Raw genomic sequence first — 22,490 nt, forward strand, 5'->3', positions numbered from 1 at the left:
CCCGACAGGAGGGCTTCGCCGTTTTCACGCGCGGATGGCCTAGAGTTATCTAGCGATGAAACTGCTTGAGAATCCCGCCTTCCGCCTCACCCTCGCCGTCCTCGGCGCGCTGGGTGGCCTCGCCACCATCATTCAGCACGTCCTCGTGACGGACTTCCCGGTGGACATGATCATCTACCGCGAAGGTGTGAAGGCCTTCCTCGACGGCCGGTCCGTCTACGCGGAACCCATGATGGCTGGCGACCTCAAGCTGCCATTTATTTACCCGCCCTTCGGCGCACTGTTCATGGTGCCGCTCACCATCTTCTCCGGCATTACGGATTCGATGGCCGGCGACATCATGATCGTCATCTCAGACCTCGCGATCCTCGCCTGCCTCTTCGGTATCTTCCGCGCCGTGACGAAGCGCAGCGACATCTGGTGGGCCATCCTGCCCGTCTGGGCCCTAGCCCTTAACTTTGAGCCCGTCCGCCTCAACGATGGCTTCGCCCAAATCAACATCGTGGTCATGGCGCTCGTCGTCGCCGATCTTGTTCCCCGCAAGCGCTTTCTCCCCCAAGGCTGGCTCATCGGCGTCGCTGCCGCTATCAAGATCACGCCGCTGGCCATCCTGCTCTACTTCCTGGTCCGCAAGGAATGGAAGCCCATCCTCACCGCAGCCGCATCGGCCGTCATCGCAACGCTGCTCGCCGCCGCGGTGCGCTGGCAGGTTTTCGTCGAGTTCTTCTCCACCAAACTGCTGCAGATGGGCTCCGGCGGCGACTTTGGTGTGGGCACGGACTACCAGTCCAACTCCTCGCTCAAGGCCGTCATCCAGCGTCTATTTACCTCCAAAGAGGCCGCCGAGGCCCACGGCACGCTTATCAACCTCCTGTGGCTCGCCGCGGCGCTGCTCACCGTCGTCCTCGGTGCGCTGCTCATCCGCCGCCTCGTCCACCGCGGCTGGGACACCGAAGCCTGGATGACCGCCGCCGTCGTCATGCTGCTCATCTCCCCCGTCTCCTGGTCCCACCACTGGGTCTGGCTCGCGCTCATCATCCCGGTACTCATCTACCGCGTCTTTGAAACCCGTACGTGGCTTACCGGCGGACTCATGGCCGTCCTCGTCGCCTGGGCCGCTATGCTGCTCACCGTCCCGCCCAAGTGGTGGTTCGGCGACCAAATCGACGTCTACGGCATGCCCTTCTTCCAGAAGTTCCTCGTCGATGACTTCGTGTGGCTGGCCGTTATCGCTTTCACGCTCTTCGCTCTGTGCTTCGCCCGCACTCAGTCCCCGACCACCTCGCGCAGCGCCGCCAAGTGACCCTCGAACGCCGACTTTCCGGCCGTGGTGAGCATGACCCACACGGTGTCCTTGCCGCGCGAGGAGCCATACTCACGAAAGCGTGAGACATAACCATGTTCCTCGAGCGTGCCCAGCTGCTTGGACAGCGTCGCATCCGAGAGCCCTACCTCGTCACGCAGCGCCGCAAACTTCATCTCCTTGCGGACCTGCCCCTCAACCGCCCCAAACGCGTTGAGCGCCGCGCAGATTTTGAAGCGATTGAGCGGGTGAATGACCGGATCAAGCGCCGCCATCACTGCACTCCCGGGTTCATCAACGCGCCACTGCGGAGCATCCAGGCACTATGCGCCGTAGCGCACGCCCCGAAGAGAACGCACGGCCACACCGGCATGGGATCAAAGAAATTATTGATGAGGTCGACGAACAACGGCCACAACATGAAGCTGAGGGCCGCGTAGAAACTCTTGCTCACCTTCGGCTGCGTAAACGGATCCTGGCGCATAGCCGGGCGCACCTTGGACAGACGGGCAATCTGCCACGCCAGGACGCAGAGAACTACGAACAACCCTCCCATCGTGAGAAAGCTCTGCCACCCTCCTCGGTTCAGTGCAAGAACGAAAATGGAAACGCCGTAGACAAGGCCAAAGAGCACCGCCATCCACACCGGCGCGGCGGTCGTCCGATGTGCCTTTTCCTGAACTCCGGCCTGGTATCCCAGGGCCTCACGAACTTCATCGTTCATCATTCCTCCTTGTTTTCCTCTATGGAAACTGTTTCATTTTCCGCTCTGGAAAGCAAGGGGTTATTAGCCGAAACCCCCGAATAAGGTCGAGAATTTTCAATTTTTCGCCGCTTATTCGGACGTTGTGGCTAAACAAGACAAAGCAAAAGCCCGCCGCAGCGAACTGCGACGGGCCGTGAAAGGAACACGGCCAAGCTTTTAGCTCAGCGGATTAACGCCGGCACCGAACCACCAGGCGACGACGAGGATAGCGATACCAATGACGACGAAGATCCAGGACGAGGCCAGCGGGCGGCGAGCCCAGGAGCGACCAAAGTCGAAGGAGATAACGCCCGGGCCAGTGAACTGCAGGGCGAAGGCTACCAGGAAGAGGACGATGGACAGCCACATGGCGTCCGGCCAATTGAACAGGTTGAGTCCAGCGCTCGACTGCGTGAGCTCATGAATGACAGTAAAGCCGGTGACAACCAGGCCCAGCATGGATGCCAGCGGGGTGACCAGGCCGAGCAGCAGGAAGACGCCAGCGATGAGCTGGAGCGTCGGCACCGCGATAGCGAGGACCTGCGGCAGGGCGTAGCCAGCAAACGAGGTCTCCAGCTCGGAGAGCCCCTGGGCTTCGCCGAGGCCGAAGAAGGTGCCAACACCGGCGACGATGAGGTACAGGGCCAGCGCGATACGGACGAAGAGGAGGCCGAAGTCGAGGGTGCCGCGGCGGGGGTCAGCCTTCCACTGCTCACGCTTGGCGCGGGCATCGGCAGCTTTTTGCTCCTCCGGGGTCGGGCCCTCTTCCGCCTCAGCGACGGCGACGGGCGCGGCGTTCGTATTCGGGTCGAAGTGCTGGGTAGGGGCAGCCATGTCGACCGTCTCATTGCGCACCTCAACGGGCTTGGAGTAATCCTCGGAAGTCTGCGCGAACTGCGTGGTCTCCGCCTGGGGCTCCTTCTGTGCGGCCGAGTCAAAGCTAATGGTCTCCGGCGAGCCACCCACCTGCTGGGGCTGGGCGCGGTCGCCGAAAGACGTGCTCGCAGGCGAGGAGCCGGTGCTCGGGTTGTAGGTCGGAACGTCGACGTCGTCGAAGTCGCGTGCGTTATCGGGCCTGTTTTTGTCGGTCATACTCTCCGAATGTAGAGCAGTTCCTGGGAGTTTGCCGTGGGGCGCGCCGATTGTTACCGAGGCGTTGTTTTTGCACTACGGGAAAACTCGGACTATTCTAAGGTTCAATATTTTGTTGACACGTTCACAACTTTGGGCACAACTTTAAGGCAGGGACCCGCAATGGCCACTCAGGAGACCGCAACGGATTGGGCCGGCGACGCGCACAATGCCTCTCCGGACGGCGAATTCGTCCGCGACACCACCTACATCGAAGACCGCATCTCCCCCAGCGTCTCCGAGCCGACCGCACAGGACGACGGCACATTCTTCTGGCCCATGGAAGCCGGCCGCTACCGCCTCGTCGCGGCACGCGCCTGCCCGTGGGCACACCGCGCCGTCATCACCCGTCGTCTCATGGGTCTCGAGGACACGCTCTCACTCGGTCTGGCTGGCCCGACGCACGACGTGCGCTCCTGGACCTTCGATCTGGATCCCGGCGAGGTCGATCCGGTACTCGGTACGAAGCGCCTTCAGGAGGCCTACTTCAACCGCTTCCCCAACTACCCGCGCGGCATCACGGTGCCAGCCATCGTGGAGGAATCCACGAAGCGCGTGGTGACAAACTCGTACAACACGATCGTCCGCGACTTCATCACGGAGTGGACCGATTTCCAGCGCGCGGGCGCGCCGGATCTCTACCCAGCTCAGCACGCCGAGGAGATGGAAAAGCTCAACGAGTACATCTTCCACAACATCAATAACGGCGTGTACCGCGCTGGTTTCGCGGGTTCCCAAGAGGCCTATGAGAAGGCCTACAACCAACTCTGGGAGGCGCTCGACTTCGTTGAGGAGCGCCTGGGCACGCAGCGCTACATGGTGGGCGACCACATCACGGAGACGGATATCCGTCTCTTTGTCACCCTCATCCGCTTCGATCCGGTCTACTACGGACACTTCAAATGTTCACGCGAGAAGACGGCAGAAATGCCGAATATCCGCGGCTATCTGCAGGAGCTGTTCCAAATCCCGGGCTTCGGCGACACCACCGACTTCACCGAGATCAAGCAGCATTACTACATGGTGCACACGGAGATTAACCCCACCAAGATCGTGCCCGTTGGTCCGGACATGTCCTGGCTGGCGCAGCCGCACGACCGCGACCGCTTCGGCGGTGCCCCGTTCGCTGAGGGCACCACGTTGCCCGGCGCGCTTCCCGCCGGCGAGCACATCAAGAACCCGGAGCAGTTCCAGATTGATCTCTTCGGTCCCGCCGTCGCAGGCAAGTAACGCCTAACGCAGTTCTGCCGCAGCCTCGTGCACAAACTCGGTGAGCTTATCGAGCATCTCCGAGTCCAAGCGCCAGCGCTGCCACCACAATTCCAGGTCGAGATGCACGTTGTCGAGGACGACGAGCTCGCCGCTTTCTAGAAGCGCCTCGGCCTGGATTTCTGGGATCATGCCCCAGCCCAAGCCAACCCGCACGGCTTCGTTGTAGGCATCGATGGCGGGCACAAAGTTACGCCGCCCGCGCATCTCCCGCAGCTCCAGACCCAACCCCCGGAGCGTCGATTTCAGCACGGGATCCTGCTTGCTGTAGAGCACCATCGGCATTTCTTCCCACGGCCCCACCAGCAGGTCCGGCGAGGCCATCGCGTAGTAGCGCATGGTCCCCAGCCGCGACGCCTCGCAGCCTGCGACCGGAGTATGTTCACTCGTCACGGCACCCAGCACGTCGCCGCGGCGCAGCATGCCCAGCGTTTCCGTCTCGTCTTCCACGCGCAACCGCAGCGTCGCACCGTCCAGCCCTGCCACCTTCCCGATGACCGGTTGAAACCACGAATGCAGACTGTCTGCGTTAACCCCCACCGACAACGGAATAGAACGCACACGCGCATCAAGCTGCGCTTGCGCCTCCGCTTGGACCAGCGCGATCCGTCGCGCGGTCTGCACGATGACTTCGCCCACCTCTGTGGGTTCGACCGGCGTCGTGCGCCGCAGCAGCACGCGTCCTGTATCGGATTCCAACGCCTTGATGCGCTGGCTTACCGCCGAGGGTGAAATCCCCAGCACCGCCGCCGCCACTTCAAAACTGCCTTCTTCCACGATGGCAAGCAGCGTATCCATCTGTACCTGGTTCATGAAGCTCATCTTAATCGAATGAAGAAGATGTAAATGGACTTCATATAACCCCCGTACTACTTTTCAAAGCATGTCAATCCTCGTCGCCGGTTTCGTCCTCGGTCTGTCGCTTATCGTCGCCATCGGTCCCCAGAATGCCTACATCATCAAGATGGGCATTAAACGCAACCATATCGGCGCGATTGTGCTGGCCTGCGCACTCTCCGACGTCATCCTCATCCTCGCCGGCACCGCCGGCGTGGGTTACCTCGTGGACCGCCACCCCATGGTCCTCACAGTCCTCAAGTACGCCGGCGTTATCTACCTCGCCTATTTCACGTACCTCTGCTTCCGCGACGCCTTCAAGCCCCAGGGCGAAGCCCTGGTCATTGAGCACACCGAGCCTTCCGATGCCCCCTCCACCTCCCCCAATTCTTCCTCCGCCGTCCAGACCCTGGTGCGCTCCGCTCCGGCTGCGACCTGGGTCAAGCCGGTCCTCGGCGCCATGGCGCTCACGTGGCTCAACCCCGCAGCCTATGTGGACACGCTCGTCATGCTCGGCGGTATCGCCAACCAATACGGCGAACAAGGCCGCTGGGTCTTCGCCGCCGGCTCCATCTGCGCGTCCTTCTGCTGGTTCCCCCTGGTCGGCTTCGGCTCCCAGCGCTTCGCCCACGTCCTTGCCCGCCCCAACGTGTGGCGCGGCATCAACTTCGCGATTGGCTGCGTCATGACGGGACTCACCCTTAAGCTACTGCTGCACTAAGCCCATAAACAAAGAGAACAGCCCCGTCATGCGCGATCGAGCGTGTGCATGAGGCGGGGACTGTTTTTATGTTTCGAATATATCGCACAAACGGCGGGCTGCTTAGTTCTCGTCGTTCGTTACGAGAGCCGAATCGATGGCCTCGAGCTCAGCGTCGCTGAAGTCGAGGTTGTCGAGTGCGTGCAGGTTCGACTCGAGTTGGGCGACGCTCGAGGCACCGTTGACGACCGAGGTGACGGTCTGTTCGCCGCGGTCGCGCAAAATCCAGGCCAGTGCCATTTGTGCCAACGTTTGGTCGCGTTCACCTGCAATGTCGTTGAGTGCACGCAGGGAGGCTAAGGCGGCATCGGAAAGCCAGTCTGCGTCAAGCGCACCGTTGCCGGGAGCGCGGGCGATGCGGGAGTCCGCGGGGATGCCGTCGAGGTAGCGATCCGTGAGACGACCCTGCGCCAGTGGCGAATAGCAGATAACGCCCAAGCCTGCGTCCGCGGCGACCTCGAGGAGGCTATCGCCTTCGTCACCCGGCTCTTCCACCCAGCGGTCGAGCATGTTGTAGCGCGGCTGGTGGATAAGGAGCGGGCACCCTTCCTCCTCCATGAAGTCCGCGGCCTCGGCCGTGAGGTCCGCGCCGTAGTTGGAGATTCCGACGTAGAGGGCCTTGCCCGCCGCCACGATGTCGCGCAGGGCGCCGAGAGACTCCTCGAGTGGGGTCTCGGGGTCCGGGCAGTGGTGGTAGAAGATGTCCACGTAGTCGAGGCCCAAGCGGCGCAGCGAGGCGTCGAGGGAGCTCACGAGGTACTTGCGCGAACCGCCTGTGCCGTAGGGCGAGGGGTTCATCTCGAAGCCCGCCTTGGTAGAAATAATCATCTCGTCACGGTGGCTCTGGAAGTCCCTGGCGAAGTGGCGTCCGAAGTTCTCTTCGGCGGCGCCGGGACCCGGACCGTAGTTATTCGCAAGGTCGAAGTGCGTGATGCCGTGGTCGAAGGCCGCGCGAAGGATGGCGGCTTGGGCGTGGAAGGTGGTGTCGTGGCCGAAGTTGTGCCACAGGCCTAAAGACAAAGCCGGGAGTTTGAGGCCGGAGGAGCCAACCCGGCGGTAGGTCATGTCGTCATAGCGGTGGGCGGCGGGTGTGTAGTCATCCATGCTGCCCATTGTGCCCTTGAAACAGAAACGGCCGCAGGGTCCCTGCGGCCGGATTCTTTGTTTTACTTGGAGAGCGTGGGGCCTTCCTCAATGTTTTTGACGGTGTCCTCGAGGAACTCCGCGATTTCTTCGTCGGAACGTCCTTCCTCAACGCCGTCGAGCCCGGTGTAATCCGTGACATCATGGGCATCCTCGTCGAAATCGTCGAGGGAGAAATCAACGTCGTCATCGGCATCGAGCTTCTCCGTCACCTCGGTGACGAGTTCTTCGTAAAGGGCCTCGTCCTCCATGTTGGAGTCGACGACGTGCTGACCGATTTCCTCGTCGAACTTCTCGTCATACGCCTTGTCCGGGTGCAGCTTGAGCGCGAGCAGCGCGCGAATGCGGTCGCGGCGAATGGACTCGTCCTGAATCTTGGACAGGCCACGCAACCACGCGGCCACGAGGACGACAACCATGACGATGCCCAAGTAACCGAGGACCGGGTACACGGAGCCCATGAGCTCCTTGAAGCCGACGAAGGAGAAGGCAAAGCCAACCAGCGTGCCCACGATAAAGACCGGACGGTAGAGGTGCGGGCGCGTGGAGGTCAGGCGCTTGCCCAGCGCGTAGAACATGCCGATGGCCGTGTTGAAAATCATAAGGTAGATGGTGATGGCCATGAGCAGACCCAGCGTGGGGTTGATCTCATTGACGAGGGTGAGCATCGGGATATCCGAGCCCGCGGCGTCCGGACGCATGAGCAGCACGAAGCCGGCGATGCCCATGAGGATCGCGTAGGAGATGCCGCCAATCAGGCCGCCCCAGCCTGCCTCGCGCGGACTGATGTTGTCGCCGCCAATGACGAGAGACATGGACACAGCGAGGATGAGCGCAAGACCGCAGTAATTGAGCGAGGACACCAGCCAGTTGTTAATGGGGCTTTCCGTCTGGGCTGCGATATTCATCGACTCGACCGGATCGGCCGGCATATTCAGAAGGGCGTGGATTCCTACGCCGACAACCGCGATGATGATGAGCGGGGTAATCGCACCGATAACCTGCGAGACCTTGTCAACGTCGAGCATGCCCGCGACAAGGACGAGGACGACCATGATAGCCGAGCCTATCCACGCGGAAATGCCGAATTGCTGGGACAGGTTTGAGCCCGCGCCGGCGAGCATGACCAAGCCGACGGCGAACAGCGTGAAGATGACGCAGACGTCAAGGAACCGCGAGATAAACGGGTGCGTGACGTGACGGAATACGTCCGAGTGCGCCGAGGCATGGAAGTACGAACCCAGCTGGAGGAACACCGTGCCGGACAAGGCCATGATGAGGCCTGCGACGATGATGCCCCACACGCCGCTCACACCAAAGGACGTGAAGTACTGGACCACCTCCTGTCCCGTGGCGAATCCAGCGCCGACGAGCAAGCCGATGAATGATAAAGCGATACCGATTGTCTTGTTAAAAGACACGTTTTCCTTTGGTTGACAGCAGTTCTCCATGCGCTCACGCCGCACCCCTCGGCGGAAGGCAATCGCTACCCATAATACCCCCGGCTACTCCCCCGGCGCCGTTTGTGGAATGGTGAGATTTCCTGCATCTATGCTCTTGCGTGGGGTAGACCAGGATTCTTTGGCCTGGATGAGGTGGCGGGCTTTAATCAATTCAGGCCACGATCGACGGCCGAAACAATAAGAACCCACAGCCAGCTTTCAGTCGTGCGCTCGTTGCCTCCTTGGCTTTGGGTTTATGGTGCCTCGGGCCTTCTCTCGACGTCCAAAGCGCCATAAAACCAAAGCTAAGCCGACGCGGGCTGAGAGGCGCTCGAAAGCGTCGCGGACGCTGTGGCGGAAGCCCTCGACGCGAACGGTGCGTTTGGCCTTGCGCTCCTCGCGGAGTCGGCCCTTGACTTCGCGGTAGAGAGTACCCGGGCTGCGTCGACTTCCTCCGCAACCGTGGAGACGCCCCAGCGGCAGGTGTCGGTATCGAAAGCGGCGAGGGCCATCTCAGCGAGGACGGACTCCTCTGCTTTGGTGAAATCCTTGAGCTCGGCGAAAGCGTGCTCGGCCTCAGCCTCGACGTGGAGGTGTCCTTTGAGCAAGGCGCGCACCCTTCGTTCAGCACATGATGTGACAACTCCACGGTGCGTCCGGCCGAAACCGGGCATGAGCGTAGAGTTCTTAGGCGTCGAAGGTGGAGGTGTCGATGACGAAGCGGAACTTCACGTCACCTTTCACCACGCGGTCATAGGCGGCGTCGACGTCGTCCACGCCGATCTTCTCGATGACGGCGCCGATGCCGTGCTCGCCACAGAAGTCGAGCATTTCCTGGGTCTCGGCGATGCCGCCGATGTTATTGCCGGTGAGCACCTTGCCGCCGCCAATGAGACGGTTCATGTGGATGCCCATCTCCTCCGGCGGCAAGCCCACGACGGACATGATGCCGCGCGGCTTGAGCAGGCCCAAGTACTGGTCGAGCGAGTACGGCGCGGAGATAGTCGACAGGATGAGGTCGAACTCGCCGCGGTGGTTCTTGAAGAAGTCCGGATCATCGCCCGAAGCCAGAAGGCGGTTGGCACCGAGCTCCAGGGCTTCCTTTTCCTTGCGCGTCGAGCGCGAGATGACGGTGACGTCCGCACCCTTGGCAGCAGCGATCTGGACGCCCATGTGGCCGAGGCCACCTAGGCCGACGATGGCGACCTTCTGATCGGGCTTGATGTCCCAACGGGCCAGCGGCGAGTAGGTCGTAATACCGGCGCAGAGCAGCGGCGCCGCGTGGTCGAAGTCGATAGAGTCCGGGATGGTGCACACGAAGTTCTCATTGACAACGACCTTCTGGGCGTAGCCGCCCTGGGTAATCGTGCCGTCGACATCCTCCGAGTTATACGTGCCCACGTTGCCGTTGAGGCAGTTCTGCTCCTGCCCATTGCGGCACTGCTCGCACTCGCCACAGGAGTTGACCAAGCAGCCCACGCCGACGCGGTCGCCGACCTTGAACTTCGTTACGTCAGAACCAACGGCTTCGACGACGCCGGCGATCTCGTGGCCGACAGTAAGCGGGAAGTGCGCCTCGCCCCACTCGTTGCGAATGGTGTGGATATCAGAGTGGCAGATGCCGGCGGCCTTGATATCGATGACGACATCGTCAGCGCGCGGGTCGCGGCGCTCGATGGTCGCGACCTTAAAGGGGGCATCAGGAGAGGTCTTCTGCAGGACCTTGGTAGAAATTGTCATGCAGCCGAGCCTACAGAAATGCCCCCTGACCTCGCATAACGGAAAGTGTTTCCAATAAAAATGCCACCGCCGCAGCGGTGGCACGGGAAAGCTAAAAGCTTTAAGCCAACTTCTTCGCGATGAGCTGGTTGACCTGAGCCGGGTCAGCCTTGCCGCGCGTGGCCTTCATGACGGCACCGACGATGGCGCCGGTGACCTTCTTGTTACCAGCCTTGTACTTCTCGACGATGTCCGGGTTGGCGGCAAGTGCCTCGTCGACGGCGGCCTCGATGGCACCGTCGTCGCGGACGACCTCAAGACCGCGGGCTGCGACGACCTCGTCGACGTCGCCCTCGCCGGCAAGGACGCCGTCGACGGCCTGACGGGCCAGCTTATTGGTGAGCTTGCCCTCGTTGACAAGAGCGATGACGCGGGCAACCTGGGCCGGGGTGATGTCCAGGGCGGCGAGCTCCGTGCCGGCCTCGTTGGCCTTACCGGAGAGGTAAGAGACCCACCAGGAACGGGCCTCGTCCGGCTTCGCGCCAGACTCGGTGGTGGCGATGATGAGGTCGAGTGCACCGGCGTTAACGAGGTCGCGCATCTCCTCGTCCTTGAGGCCCCACTCTTCCTGGATGCGGGCGCGGCGGATCCACGGCATCTCCGGAAGGGTCTTGCGGACTTCCTCGACCCACTCGCGGGAGACCTTCACCGGCGGGAGATCCGGGTCATTGAAGTAGCGGTAATCCTCCGCGGTCTCCTTCGGGCGGCCCTTGGAGGTCGTGCCGTCGACCTCCTGGTAGTGGCGGGTCTCCTGGTCGATGGTGCCGCCGTCTTCGAGGACCTGTGCCTGACGCTGCATCTCGAAGCGCACGGCCTGCTCGACGGAGCGCAGCGAGTTGATGTTCTTGGTCTCGGTACGAGTACCGAACTCCTCCTGGCCGATGGGGCGCAGGGAGAGGTTGGAGTCGACACGCATGGAACCCTGGTCCATGCGGGCATCGGAGACGCCGAGGGCCGCGACGAGCTCGCGCAGGGCGCCGACGTAGGCCTTGGCGACCTCGGGGGCACGTTCGCCCGCGCCGATGATCGGCTTGGTCACGATCTCAATAAGCGGGATGCCTGCACGGTTGCAGTCCACGAGCGACGAGGTTGCACCAGAGATGCGGCCGTCCGCGCCACCGATGTGGGTGAGCTTGGAGGTGTCTTCCTCCATGTGGGCGCGCTCGATTTCCACGCGCCACTCCGTGCCGTCCTCGAGCACGACGTCAAGGTAGCCGTCGTACGCAATCGGCTCGTCGTACTGGGAGATCTGGTAGTTCTTCGGCTGGTCCGGGTAGAAATAGTTCTTGCGCGCGAAGCGGGAGGACTCTGCGATCTTGCAGTTGAGCGCCAGGCCAATCTTCATGGCTCCCTCGACGCCATCGTGGTTGACAACCGGCAACGCGCCCGGCAGACCCAGGCAGACCGGATCCACGTTGGAGTTCGGGGCCGCGTTGAAGTTCGTGGCGGAGGTAGAGAACATCTTCGTATTCGTGTTGAGCTCGACGTGGACCTCCATGCCCATCACCGGTTCAAACTTTTCGAGGACCTCGTCGTAGTCCATCAGGTCATACATCGCAGCAGTCATGGGGGCTATCTTAATACGTCGCCCGACGCGAGGCGCCATGCGGATCGAACTTCGAACACAGGTCCACTTCTCTGCTTATTCCGCTGCGTCATGTCGGCCCCCTCCGATAGTCTCATCCTCATGACGCTAAGCACAGGAAACTTCGCCGCGACGGCGAATGTGCACACCCTGACTCGTCTCAAAGACGACTCCCCTGCCTGGGCCATCTTGCGCTCGCCCCTGGCGCCGGCCATTTTATCGATCCTGGGCACCGTCTTTACTGGGGACCGGCAGCAGATCGAGGGCTCCGAGCTCGTCCATGCCATCGGCCCACTCCTCACGGACATCCGGGAACAGACCGACGCGGATCTGCCACGGTCAGCCGCGCACTACCTCACAGAGTGGGTCAAGGCGGGATGGCTCATCCGCCGCAGTCCCCAGGGTCAACGCGAGGAGATCTACGAGCTCTCCATGGATACACTCGCCGCACTGGACTACATCCAGACTCTCGCCGCGCCGACGCGCACGGTCACTAGGTCGCGTCTTGCCACGCTCATCACATCGCTGCAGTCGCTCGCCGCAGACACCGACCCGGATGAGACCACGGCCATTGCAAGGTTGGAGGAACAGCAGGCCGCGCTCCAGGCGCGCATCGACAGGATTCGCGAGCGGGGCGTCGAGGCCATCTCCGATGACGAAGCCATTGAGAAGACACGCGAAGTCCTCGGGCTGCTCGGCGACCTGCCCACTGACTTCGCACGCGTGCGCAGCGATATCGAAGGAATCGATACGAACTTGCGTCGCGCGGTAGTCGAAGAAGAACTGACTGCCTCCGAGGTGCTCGAGAACGTATTCCGCGGCGTCGACCTCATCAGCGATTCCGAAGCTGGCCGCGCGTTCAACGGCTTCTATGAACTGCTCTTCGACCGCGAACAGGGAGCCCGGCTCGACGCCACCGTGGAGGCAGTCCTCTCGCGTGACTTCATTGATTCGCTCAGCCCCACGGACCGCACGCAGCTGCGTCACCTCGTGGGCGGCCTGGAAGGCTCGGCCGTTCAGGTCCAAGACTCCATGACCAGCCTATCCCGTTCGCTGCGTCGCTTCGTCCAATCCCGCGAGGCGGCCGCACAGCAGGCCCTCGTCCAGTCCATTACGTCGGCACAACAGCTGGCATTGCGCGTCGCCCAGCATCTCACCACCGGCCGCCATCCTATGGACATCGAGCTCGAGCTCAGTGGCTTCCAACCCCGCTCGATTTCCACGTGGCATCTCCATGATCCTGCCGACTATCGAATTACCGAAGAAGTCGAAGACCACACCGTGGGCGACATCGAACTCGCCGCGATGTACGAACGCATCCGCGCCTCGGAGATCGACTGGCCGGAACTCCATGCCGCGGTCAACGACGTGCGCACCACGCATCCGTCTCCCAGCATCGCCTACGTCTTGGGCGCGCACCCGGCAACGCAAGGCCTCGCCAGCGTGGTTGGGCTCATTCGCCTAGCGGACTCCTATGGCGAGCGCGGCGAAGGCACGGAGACACTGCCGTGGACGAGTACCCAAGGCCAGCGGCTCCGCGCGCGCTTTCCCGTGTGGCGCTTTACCCAGGAACTTCCCGAACTCAACGCTTTCTATCGGCCCTCAACCCCTACAAAGGACTCTTAAACCCTCATGTCTGAGCCCCTCTACCCTGATGACACCGGCACGCTCACCGCGCCGCAACGCCGCGCTTTCCAGGAACTCCTGCGTGGCCCCTTCGTCTCCTCGCTCAAGGCGCCGGAGATTTTCGCCACCGTCTCTGATTCACGCAAGGAACTCGCCAGCCAACTCGACAATCTCTTCCTCGATCTTGTCGTCGACGATCAGGCGGGCGTCGCCTACACTCGGGCGCGCGAGACTGACGTTCCTGAGCAACGCTCCATCGTGCGCACCATGTCGCTTACCTTCATGGATACCGTCGTTCTACTCTGGCTGCGCCACGAGCTCGTGAAGACCAGCCCCAACGAGCGCACAGTCGTCGACGAAGACGATGCCTATGAAGCCACCGTCCCCTACCAGCCTTCCCGCGGCACCGACCATACCGCGCAGCGCAAGCAGTTCACCGCGACGTGGAACAAAATGAAGAACAACAGCATCGTCAACGAAACCCCGGTGGCCGGGCGCTTTGAAGTCTCCCCACTCCTGCGCATCGTCTTTTCGGCCGAACACGTCGCCCAAGTTGAACGCAGCTATCAGGACTTCCTCGCCGAGCACACCGCCGAGTCTTCCCAAGAGGAGGATGACCGTGTCTAATACCTCGCCGCTCTTCGACTCCCCCGGCGCGCCGCAGGGCCTTATCCCTGGTCAGTTCCGGCTCAGCCAGATTCAGGTCTACAACTGGGGCACATTCGACGGCCTCCACACCATCCCCATCGCCCGGGCCGGCCACCTCATCACCGGCCCGTCCGGCTCCGGCAAGTCCACGCTCATCGACGCGGTCTCCACCATCCTCGTGCCGCAGACCCAACGGCGTTTCAATGCCGCCGCAGACTCGGGCGGCTCCTCCGGCCGCAGCCTCATCACCTACTGCCGCGGCGCATGGCGGCGCGAGCATGCTGCCGATGCCGACGAGCTCACCCAATCCTTCCTGCGCACCGGCCCCACGTGGTCCGGCGTGGCGCTCACGTTCAGCACGGGCACGCACCCCGAGGCCGAGACGATCACCGCGGTGCGTCTCATGTACCTCAGCGCCAACGCGCACACCGCCTCCGACATCGTCGATCTCTACATGCTCCTGCCGCGCGAGTTCTCCCTCGCAGAAGCCAGCGATATCGCGCGTGATGGCCTCAATATCGCACACTCGAAGAAGCACTTCCCTGAGGCCTCCGCCGTCCAGCGCAATCACCCTGCGTTTATCGATGCCCTCCGCAAGAAGCTGGGCATCATCAACCGCACGGCTTTGGAGCTGCTCCATAAGACGCAGTCAACGAAGACGCTCGGTGATCTCAATCATCTCATGCGCACCTTCATGCTGCCAGAGCCTGCAACCTTCGCCCTCGCTGAGAAAGCCGTCGAGCAGTTCGCGGATCTCGAGTCGTGCTACCAGTCCGTGGAGAACGCCCGCCGCCAAATCGCCTGTCTCGTTCCCCTCCGCGACGCCCACCGCGCGCTCGAGAAAATCCAGGCTCAGATCTCCGAGATCGTCGCCGATCAACAGGGCCTAGGCTGGTACGTCGCCACGAAGCAGCTCGACTTTGCACGCGCCGAACGCGACGCCGCACAGGCAGACGCTGCCGCGGCACGTGCTCGGTGGGAGTCCATCGATGAAGAACTCACGCAGCTGCGCACCGAGCATGCGGGCGTGCACACCGCCATCCACGGCGTGGAGAATGCCGGCATTGTTCAAGCACGAACGGCACTCGAGAACCAACAAAAACACCTGCGTCACATCGAAACCGCCGCCCATCAATTCGCCGCCCTCGCGGCACTCATCCCCGCGAGTATTCCATCGACGAGCGAGGAATTCGTCAACCTCCGCCTCCAGCTCGAGGACCACATCACGGAGCTCAACACGCAACTGGAGCACCTGCGCGCTGGCCATGAGTCCGCCGTCGTCGACGTGAGCGATATCGATCGCAAGGTCAAAGCCGACGTTGCGGAACTGGGGTCCATCAAGCAATTCGGCTCCGCCATGGATCCCTCGCTCCTCAAGGCCCGCGAACTCATCGCCCAGGCCGTGGGAATCGAATCCTCACAACTGCCGTTCGTTGCCGACTGCATCCACATGGCCGACGGCAAGACCGAATGGCAGCCTGTAGCCGAACGCGTCATGCACGGCTTCGCCCGCCAGATGCTTGTCCCAGACGAGCATTATCGCGACGTCACCGCGATTATCAACGCCACGCACCTCGGCACCAAGCTCACCTACGTCCGCTTCACGGATTCCCTTGCCGCGACTCCCATCGGTGCCTTCGGCTCGAATACCCTCGGCACCACAATCACCGTGCGCTCCGCGGGTCGCTTCGCCCGCTTCCACGACTGGATTCAATCCCAGCTTTCCAGCTCGTTTGATTACCTCTGCGCCGAGGACGTCGAAGAACTCGAAAAGGCTCACCGCGCCGTCACCCGCGACGGCCTCGTCAAGTACAACGCGCACCGTCACGTCAAAGACGACCGCTACGCCATCACGGAGCGCCGCCGCTGGGTGCTCTCCGGCAACGTCGACGAGAAGATCGAGGAGCTCACCGCCTCCCTCAAGGCACTGCGCGAGGACCTGGACAAGGCCGTTCGCCGCCGTAATGATCTTGCGAAGCGTATCGACGACACCAAGAACTCTCTGACCACCGTCCGCCGTCTTCTCGAGACGGAGGACTTCGCCGCCATCGATGTTTCCCGTGCCCGCGCCGACGTGGACAAAGCCCAAGCATGGCTCGACAAACTCGTCGATGACAACACGGACCTCCGCGAGCTCCAAGAACGCGACGCGCTGCTCACAGCACGCATCGCAGGGACCGATAAACAACGCTCCGCTTTGAGGGAGACCATCGGTTCCCATAACTCACGTGCCACGGCCGCCGAGAAACAGGTCACCCGGCTTGAAAGCCACTGCGCGGATCTGACTCCCGCCAGCGAGGACGTCATTGCACGTCTCGAGAAGGCCATTGCGCAACACACGCATTCCGCTCGACCGGACAACCTCGAGCGCGTCCGCGATCTCGTCGCGGACGAGCTGGCGAGCCGTCGGCGTTCCCTCGACCAGGCTGCGCAAGGCCATGAGTCCACGGCACAGAACGCCATGTCCTTCTACGTCGCGCAGTGGCCGTCGCGCAGCGGCGATCTTCGCCCCGAGCCGGCCTACCGCGGGGACTTCCTGCGGGAGCTCGAACGCCTCGAAGGCGATGACCTTCCTCGTTTTGCCGAGCAGTTCCGCACCATGCAACAGGAACAAGCGCAGCGCAACCTCGGCCAGATCCGCAATCAGATTCAACGCGCCACCCGTGAGATTCGCACGAGCGTGGAAACCATCAACGAATCCCTGCGTGCCGTGGAGTTCTATCCCGGCACCCACCTCACCATCGAGGTCCGCGAGGCTCAACCTGCCGTCGCCAAGGACTTTGTGGATAAGCTCTCCCAGGCGCTCGACGGCATCCTCCTCGAGCAGACTCTCGAGAGCGCCGAGGAACGCTTCGCCGTCCAGCGCGAGATCATCGGATTGCTGCGCGTGAGCGACGACACCCCACCCCGGCAACGCCAGCTCCGCCTCGACACCCGCCTCCACGTCAAGTTCCTCGGCGTCGAAATCTCCAGCGACGGCACCAAGGGCGCCGTCTACGATTCAGCCGAGGGCCTCTCCGGTGGACAAGCGCAGAAGCTCTCCTCTTTCTGCCTGGCCGCCGCCCTGCGCTATCAGCTCACCGGCCAAGGATCGTCTCCTGCACAGATGAAGGCCGCGACCGTCGACCACAATGACACCGTGTACCCCAAGTACGGCACCATCATCCTCGACGAGGCCTTCGACCGCGCCGATAGCCAGTTCACCCGCGCCGCCATGGACGCCTTCCGCCAGTTCGGCTTCCACATGATCCTCGCCACCCCGGAGAAACTGCTCCAGACAGTCCAGGACTACATCGGCGGCGTGCTCATGGTGCAGTGCGAAGACCGCAAGCACTCGCGCACGAGCCAGCTTCTCATCGAAGTAGAACCGGACGATCCCAAGGAGGAGTGAGTGAAACACATCAAAGATCTCACCGCCCGCGCCGCCACCGCGTACCGCCGCAACGTGCGCACCTGGCTCACCGGCGACTGCGCACCGGTGACGCTCAGCCTCGCCCCGCCCACGGCCAAAGATCTCGCTGACGACGGCGTCGAGGTCCAAGCCTGGCTGCGTGAGTGGGACGCCTGGGAGAAAGCTTGGTCCTCGCAGCAGGACGACCCCAGCCCACTCCACCGCGAGTCGAAGCGTCTCGGGCACCTCGGCTCCTATGACCTCCCGCGCCGCGTCGTCCTCACCACGCCCGCGGATATTGCACGGGCCGCAGGCACGACCGCCGAATGGAAGCGCATCCAGACCCGGTTCGGCAGACTGACCGCAGAACTGGGAGCCGATGCCGCCGAGCCACTCGTCCACCACTTCGAGCGCTGGCGCTCACTGCCCAACGAAGACGTCACCCGCCTCATCGCCGTCGTGGACTGGCTGCGCAGTCATGACGTCGCGCACTTCTACGAACGCGAGGTCCCCATCCATGGCGTCGACGGCAAATGGCTCGAGCGCCACCGCCAACTCACCACGGCGCTCGCCGGCGAACACGTCTTCAAGGCCACGCCGCGCCTAGTCTACCTCCACTTTCTCGATACCCCGGGCCCCGCAGGCTTGCCCATGCTCACCGTCCCCGTCGAGGATGCCTCCACACTGCTCGCGCCAGCATCCCGGCTGCTCGTCGTGGAAAACTACGTGACGTTCCTCGCCCTGCCGCCGCTGCCCGGGACCATCGCGGTTTTCGGCGGCGGCTTCGGCGCGGGCGACATGCTCGCTCGCCTCGCGCTCCCCGCGACCACAGATGTCATCTACTGGGGCGACCTCGACTCCCATGGCTTTGCCATTCTCAACCAAGTCCGCGCCCATCACCCCGCGACGCGCTCTGTCCTCATGGACATCGAGACCGCACAACGCCACGCCGCGCTCGCCGTCGAGGAGCCCCGCCCCTCCACCTCGGCCCTCACCCACCTCACGCCCGCCGAGCACCACTGCCTCGACTGGCTCACCGAGCATTCCTCCACCGGGTGTCTACGCATTGAGCAGGAAAGAATCACCTTTGACTACGCGACGGCTGCATTACAGGCGCTCTTCGCATAATCTGGTCGCCATGGAACCGCGCCTCGCTTTGGGTCTCTACCCCACTCTGCCCACCCTCGACCAGATCAGTGAAAGGCTGAACGCTCTCGACGCCCAGCTTCTCGAGCTTCCCGCGGAGGTCGAGGAAGGCACCGGCCTCTTCGCCCTCGTGGGAAACGACCATCTTGTCCTTATCCGGCGCACGGAGTCCGTCCTCCCCGACGCGCAGACTGGCCACCCATTGCTGGCACGCGCCAGCGCCCCGCACCTTAAAGACGCCACCGGCATGGTCGTCGTCATCACCTACGCCACAGAGAACCTCGCGGTCAGCCCCGTCGAGTTCGCCCATATCCACGCGCGCCTCACCGCCGCGCTCGTTCCCGACGCCCTCGCCATTCACAACACGGGCGCGGCCACCACCGTCGACGCCGACGTCTTCCGAGCAGCCGTTGACGAGGGCCCGCTGTCCTACGCACTCGCCCCGGTCTGGCTCTACGAGGAAGACGGTCGCTACGGCGCTTACACCATGGGCCTGCACCGCTACGGCCTGCCGGAGCTCCAGGTCGCGCCCGGCAGCACCGGCCCCATGGAGCTCTTCCAAGGCCTCACCCAGCTTGCCGATGCCGCCCTGTCCCCCAATCCCCCAACCGCCGGCGCCACAGTGCTTCTGGCCGAGGGCGAACAGCCCCGCACGCTCGTCGAGTCCACGTGGGTCGTGGGCAAGGACGTCCCTGCTCTTACTCTGCCCGCCGTCTAGCTTCGAAGGAATCCGCCGTGCCTACTCCCTTTGCCGTCAACCGCGCCCACCTCGCCCGTCAACGCTTTACGCTCGTCCTCCTCGACAGCGAGGCCGACGTCATGATGAAGATCCGCACCGCGCTGTCCAACTACTTTGGTCCGCGCCTCGGTTCCTTCACCCCGGCGCCCAAGGATGACGGGGCCTTCTCCGTGGCCATCAACAACGTGGCCACCATCGCCTTCGCGCAGACTGCCGGCACGATGGTGGGCGAGTCGGCTCCCATCGCGCACCCCATTCTCACGGGAAGCTTTGATCCGACGAAGGTACGCTCCATCGTAAGCATCGCCCAGGTCGAGCCCGCGCTTCCTGGCACAGACAACGAGTCGCGCGAGGGTGTCTTCGCCCAGCTGCGCATCCTCGCCGAGGCCACCGCGGCGCTCTGCACGCTGCCCGGCGTCGTGGGCGTACGCAACGATCTGGGCCGCGTCATCGCCCAGCCCGATATCTATGCCGAGGCCGTCGCGCGCGACGAAGCCCCACACTATCTCGCCACGGCATGGATCACGCCCGGCGAGGGCCGCACCATCAACGCGGGCACCGTGGGCATGCCGCCCCTCGGCCACCCGGAAATCCAGATTCAAGGCTTTACCGGCGACCCGACGGACCTCTACTACCGCATGGCCAACCTCATCGACTACGCCGCCCGCGGCCCGCTACTCAAGCCCGGCGACACACTTTCCTTCGGCGAGGGCCAGCCGCCTATCAGCATCACCGAGGCCACGAACTTCGTCTCCTCCGACATCCCTACCGTCGAGGTCCACCTGACCTAGGGCCTAGGCCTTGCGCGCGTCCGACCAGCGGCAGCCTGCCGCCAACAGTGCGCCGGACAGGTTGTGCCACACGGAGAACACCGCCCCCGGCAGCGCCGCCAGCGGATTCATGTAGGCGCTCGCCAGCGAGGTCGCCAGACCGGAGTTCTGCATGCCTACCTCGACGGCCATCGTGCGGCGCGCCGCCACCGGCTGGCCGGTGAACTTACCCGTGAGGTAGCCCAGCAGGTAACCAAAGCCGTTGTGCAGGATGACGGCCGCGAGAACCAGCGCACCCGCAGTCGCGATATTGTCGTGCGCGCCGCCCACCACGATGCACACGATGGCCGCGATCGCCGCCACGGAGATCCACGGCAACGCTGCCTGGATCTTCTCCACGATCTTCGGGATGAGCATGCGCACGAGCAGACCGCCAACGACCGGCACCAGCACGACCTTGACGATGGACATGGCCATCGAGCCCGCGCTCACCGGCATGTACTCCCCCGCCAGCCACAGCGTGAGCAGCGGCGTCAACACCGGCGCGAGCAGCGTCGAGATGGACGTCATCGTCACCGACAGCGCAACATCGCCACGGGCTAGGTAGGACACGACGTTGGAGCTCGTGCCACCAGGAGCACAGCCCACGAGGATGACGCCCACCGCGATATCCGCCGGCAGGTTCAGAACTTTGACGACCACGACAGCGACCAGCGGCATGATGACGAACTGTGCGATGACGCCGATGAGCACCGGCAGCGGACGCTTGGCCACCACTACGAAGTCGACGGGGCGCAGCGTAAGACCCATGCCAAACATGATGACGCCCAGCAACGGGGTAACCCACGGCGCAAACGAGCTGGAGGTCTCCGGAGCGAGGTAGCCCACGATGCCGCCAATAATCACGAGCACCGGGAAACCGAGCGCGGCAATAAGCGCGGCACGGTCCTGCGCTGCCGTAGTCTGCGTCGCCGGGCTCGCCGCGGCGACCTTTCGGGATTCACTCTGAGTGCTCATAGAGTGAACACTAGCGCCCATATATTGAGAAATCAATCTCACTTTTTGGAACGTGAGCAAGGAGACATGCACAAGGCCGCTCGAGGAAATCCTCAAGCGGCCTTCGACGAAGCTGTGAAATGTTTAGCCGAAAAGCGCACGCGCCGTGGCATAGCGGCGATCCGGCACGATCTTCAGCTTGCCCACTGCGTCTTCGAGCGGAACGAGGTCGATGTTCTCACCGTGGAGCGCAACACACATCCCGGACTCGCCGCGGTGTGCGGCGCGCGCAGCGTGAACGCCGTAGCGCGTCGCCAGAACGCGATCGTACGCAGTCGGGGCACCACCGCGCTGGATGTGGCCGAGCACCGTGGTACGCACGTCATAACCCGTGCGCTTGTGGATCTCGCCGGCAATGACCTGGCCAATGCCGTTGAAGGTCTGGTGACCGAACTGGTCAACGCCGCCTTCCTGGAACTCCATCGTGCCTTCCTTGGGCAGAGCGCCCTCGGCAACACAGATGATGCCGTACTTCTCGCCCATCTGGAAGCGACGCTCCATCGCCTTCGTGATGTCCGCGATATCGAACGGCTCCTCAGGAATCACGGTGTAGTGCGCGCCACCGGCCATACCGGCATGCAGCGCAATCCAACCCACGTGGCGGCCCATAACCTCAACGATGAGGATACGGTTGTGGGACTCTGCCGTGGTGTGCAGACGGTCAATGGCATCCGTCGCGACGGAAACGGCGGTATCGAAACCGAAGGTGTAGTCGGTGGCATTGACGTCGTTGTCAATGGTCTTCGGAACACCGATGACCGGAATGCCATTGTCCGAAAGGAACTTCGCGCCCTTGAGCGTGCCTTCACCGCCGATGGCAATGAGCGCGTCCACCTCAGCGTCAGCCATGTTGGCCTTTATCTGGTCGATGCCCGCCTTAAACTTATCCGGGTGCAGGCGGCCGGTACCGAGGATGGTACCGCCGCGCAAGAGGATACGGTCGATTTCCGCATCATCATAGAGGTCACGGCGGTGGTCTTCCATGAGACCAACCCAGCCGTCCTCGTAGCCGACGACGGTGTCGCCGAACTCGTTGGAGGCGGTGCGCACGACGGCGCGAATAACGGCATTGAGACCAGGGCAATCGCCACCGGAGGTAAGTACTGCAAGGCGCATGGCT

At 63.0% G+C, this 22,490-nt stretch carries 20 protein-coding genes; 9 read left to right on the forward strand and 11 right to left on the reverse strand.

Going from position 1 to position 22,490, the window contains the following annotated elements:
• Positions 1 to 55: 55 nt before the first annotated feature.
• Positions 56 to 1,303 carry a glycosyltransferase family 87 protein gene (locus tag ABJ196_RS02260; RefSeq protein WP_347305040.1) on the forward strand — a complete coding sequence of 416 codons (1,248 nt, stop codon included), beginning with the start codon at positions 56 to 58 and terminating at the stop codon, positions 1,301 to 1,303.
• Here the strand turns inward: ABJ196_RS02260 and ABJ196_RS02265 are convergent.
• The 3 genes from ABJ196_RS02265 to ABJ196_RS02275 form a co-directional block, all read right to left on the reverse strand.
• Positions 1,267 to 1,578: a transcriptional regulator gene (locus tag ABJ196_RS02265; protein ID WP_347305041.1), complete on the reverse strand. Its 312-nt coding sequence runs from the start codon at positions 1,576 to 1,578 to the stop codon at positions 1,267 to 1,269. The two genes, ABJ196_RS02260 and ABJ196_RS02265, sit on opposite strands and share 37 nt — an antisense overlap.
• Positions 1,578 to 2,027: a hypothetical protein gene (locus ABJ196_RS02270; RefSeq protein ID WP_347305042.1), complete on the reverse strand. Its 450-nt coding sequence runs from the start codon at positions 2,025 to 2,027 to the stop codon at positions 1,578 to 1,580. Before ABJ196_RS02270 ends, ABJ196_RS02265 begins: the two co-directional genes overlap by 1 nt.
• 198 nt (positions 2,028 to 2,225) lie before the next feature.
• On the reverse strand, positions 2,226 to 3,140 hold the full coding sequence (locus tag ABJ196_RS02275; protein WP_347305043.1) for a DoxX family protein: 915 nt from the start codon (positions 3,138 to 3,140) through the stop codon (positions 2,226 to 2,228).
• Between the two features lie 162 nt (positions 3,141 to 3,302).
• On the opposite strand from ABJ196_RS02275, the gene ABJ196_RS02280 reads away from it, so the two are divergent.
• Positions 3,303 to 4,409: a glutathione S-transferase C-terminal domain-containing protein gene (locus ABJ196_RS02280; RefSeq protein ID WP_347305044.1), complete on the forward strand. Its 1,107-nt coding sequence runs from the start codon at positions 3,303 to 3,305 to the stop codon at positions 4,407 to 4,409.
• Positions 4,410 to 4,412: 3 nt separating this feature from the next.
• Here the strand turns inward: ABJ196_RS02280 and ABJ196_RS02285 are convergent, their stop codons facing one another.
• Entirely contained in the window at positions 4,413 to 5,261 is an 849-nt protein-coding gene (locus ABJ196_RS02285) for an ArgP/LysG family DNA-binding transcriptional regulator (RefSeq protein ID WP_347305045.1), read from the reverse strand.
• Between the two features lie 70 nt (positions 5,262 to 5,331).
• Between ABJ196_RS02285 and ABJ196_RS02290 the strand changes: the two genes are divergently transcribed.
• Positions 5,332 to 6,006, forward strand: coding sequence for a LysE/ArgO family amino acid transporter (locus ABJ196_RS02290; protein WP_347305046.1), 675 nt, complete (start codon positions 5,332 to 5,334; stop codon positions 6,004 to 6,006).
• Positions 6,007 to 6,108: 102 nt separating this feature from the next.
• Here the strand turns inward: ABJ196_RS02290 and ABJ196_RS02295 are convergent, their stop codons facing one another.
• The 5 genes from ABJ196_RS02295 to gatB all read right to left on the reverse strand — a co-directional run bounded on the left by ABJ196_RS02295 (position 6,109) and on the right by gatB (position 11,976).
• Positions 6,109 to 7,149, reverse strand: coding sequence for an aldo/keto reductase (locus ABJ196_RS02295; protein ID WP_347305047.1), 1,041 nt, complete (start codon positions 7,147 to 7,149; stop codon positions 6,109 to 6,111).
• 62 nt (positions 7,150 to 7,211) lie between these two features.
• Entirely contained in the window at positions 7,212 to 8,609 is a 1,398-nt protein-coding gene (locus ABJ196_RS02300) for a hypothetical protein (protein WP_347305048.1), read from the reverse strand.
• Between the two features lie 326 nt (positions 8,610 to 8,935).
• Positions 8,936 to 9,238: a hypothetical protein gene (locus ABJ196_RS02305; protein ID WP_347305049.1), complete on the reverse strand. Its 303-nt coding sequence runs from the start codon at positions 9,236 to 9,238 to the stop codon at positions 8,936 to 8,938.
• A gap of 79 nt (positions 9,239 to 9,317) precedes the next feature.
• Positions 9,318 to 10,370, reverse strand: coding sequence for an NAD(P)-dependent alcohol dehydrogenase (locus tag ABJ196_RS02310; protein WP_347305050.1), 1,053 nt, complete (start codon positions 10,368 to 10,370; stop codon positions 9,318 to 9,320).
• 100 nt (positions 10,371 to 10,470) lie between these two features.
• Positions 10,471 to 11,976: an Asp-tRNA(Asn)/Glu-tRNA(Gln) amidotransferase subunit GatB gene (gene gatB, locus ABJ196_RS02315; protein WP_066493365.1), complete on the reverse strand. Its 1,506-nt coding sequence runs from the start codon at positions 11,974 to 11,976 to the stop codon at positions 10,471 to 10,473.
• Positions 11,977 to 12,096: 120 nt separating this feature from the next.
• Here gatB and ABJ196_RS02320 point away from each other — a divergent pair, with 120 nt between their 5' ends.
• The 6 genes from ABJ196_RS02320 to ABJ196_RS02345 are packed head-to-tail and all read left to right on the forward strand — an operon-like array spanning position 12,097 to position 20,335.
• A complete protein-coding gene (locus tag ABJ196_RS02320; RefSeq protein ID WP_347305051.1) occupies positions 12,097 to 13,620 on the forward strand; it encodes a DUF3375 domain-containing protein in 1,524 nt (507 codons plus the stop codon).
• A 6-nt stretch (positions 13,621 to 13,626) separates the two neighbouring features.
• Positions 13,627 to 14,247, forward strand: coding sequence for a DUF4194 domain-containing protein (locus ABJ196_RS02325; RefSeq protein WP_347305052.1), 621 nt, complete (start codon positions 13,627 to 13,629; stop codon positions 14,245 to 14,247).
• Positions 14,240 to 17,659 (forward strand): ATP-binding protein, encoded by a 3,420-nt coding sequence (locus tag ABJ196_RS02330; RefSeq protein ID WP_347305053.1) that lies wholly within the window; start codon positions 14,240 to 14,242, stop codon positions 17,657 to 17,659. Before ABJ196_RS02325 ends, ABJ196_RS02330 begins: the two co-directional genes overlap by 8 nt.
• Positions 17,660 to 18,787, forward strand: coding sequence for a Wadjet anti-phage system protein JetD domain-containing protein (locus ABJ196_RS02335; protein WP_347305054.1), 1,128 nt, complete (start codon positions 17,660 to 17,662; stop codon positions 18,785 to 18,787). It begins immediately after the preceding gene.
• A gap of 10 nt (positions 18,788 to 18,797) precedes the next feature.
• Entirely contained in the window at positions 18,798 to 19,523 is a 726-nt protein-coding gene (locus ABJ196_RS02340; protein WP_347305055.1) for a hypothetical protein, read from the forward strand.
• A gap of 17 nt (positions 19,524 to 19,540) precedes the next feature.
• A complete protein-coding gene (locus ABJ196_RS02345; protein WP_347305056.1) occupies positions 19,541 to 20,335 on the forward strand; it encodes a DUF4261 domain-containing protein in 795 nt (264 codons plus the stop codon).
• A 3-nt stretch (positions 20,336 to 20,338) separates the two neighbouring features.
• On the opposite strand, the gene ABJ196_RS02350 is transcribed toward ABJ196_RS02345, so the two are convergent.
• Both ABJ196_RS02350 and ABJ196_RS02355 read right to left on the reverse strand, forming a co-directional pair.
• Positions 20,339 to 21,331 carry a bile acid:sodium symporter family protein gene (locus tag ABJ196_RS02350; RefSeq protein ID WP_347305057.1) on the reverse strand — a complete coding sequence of 331 codons (993 nt, stop codon included), beginning with the start codon at positions 21,329 to 21,331 and terminating at the stop codon, positions 20,339 to 20,341.
• Positions 21,332 to 21,454: 123 nt separating this feature from the next.
• Positions 21,455 to 22,486 (reverse strand): 6-phosphofructokinase, encoded by a 1,032-nt coding sequence (locus ABJ196_RS02355; protein ID WP_347305058.1) that lies wholly within the window; start codon positions 22,484 to 22,486, stop codon positions 21,455 to 21,457.
• Positions 22,487 to 22,490: the final 4 nt, after the last annotated feature.

Origin of the sequence: Corynebacterium sp. SA-MJD20WY100, assembly GCF_039822565.1 — a bacterium.
Lineage (GTDB): Bacteria > Actinomycetota > Actinomycetes > Mycobacteriales > Mycobacteriaceae > Corynebacterium > Corynebacterium phoceense_A.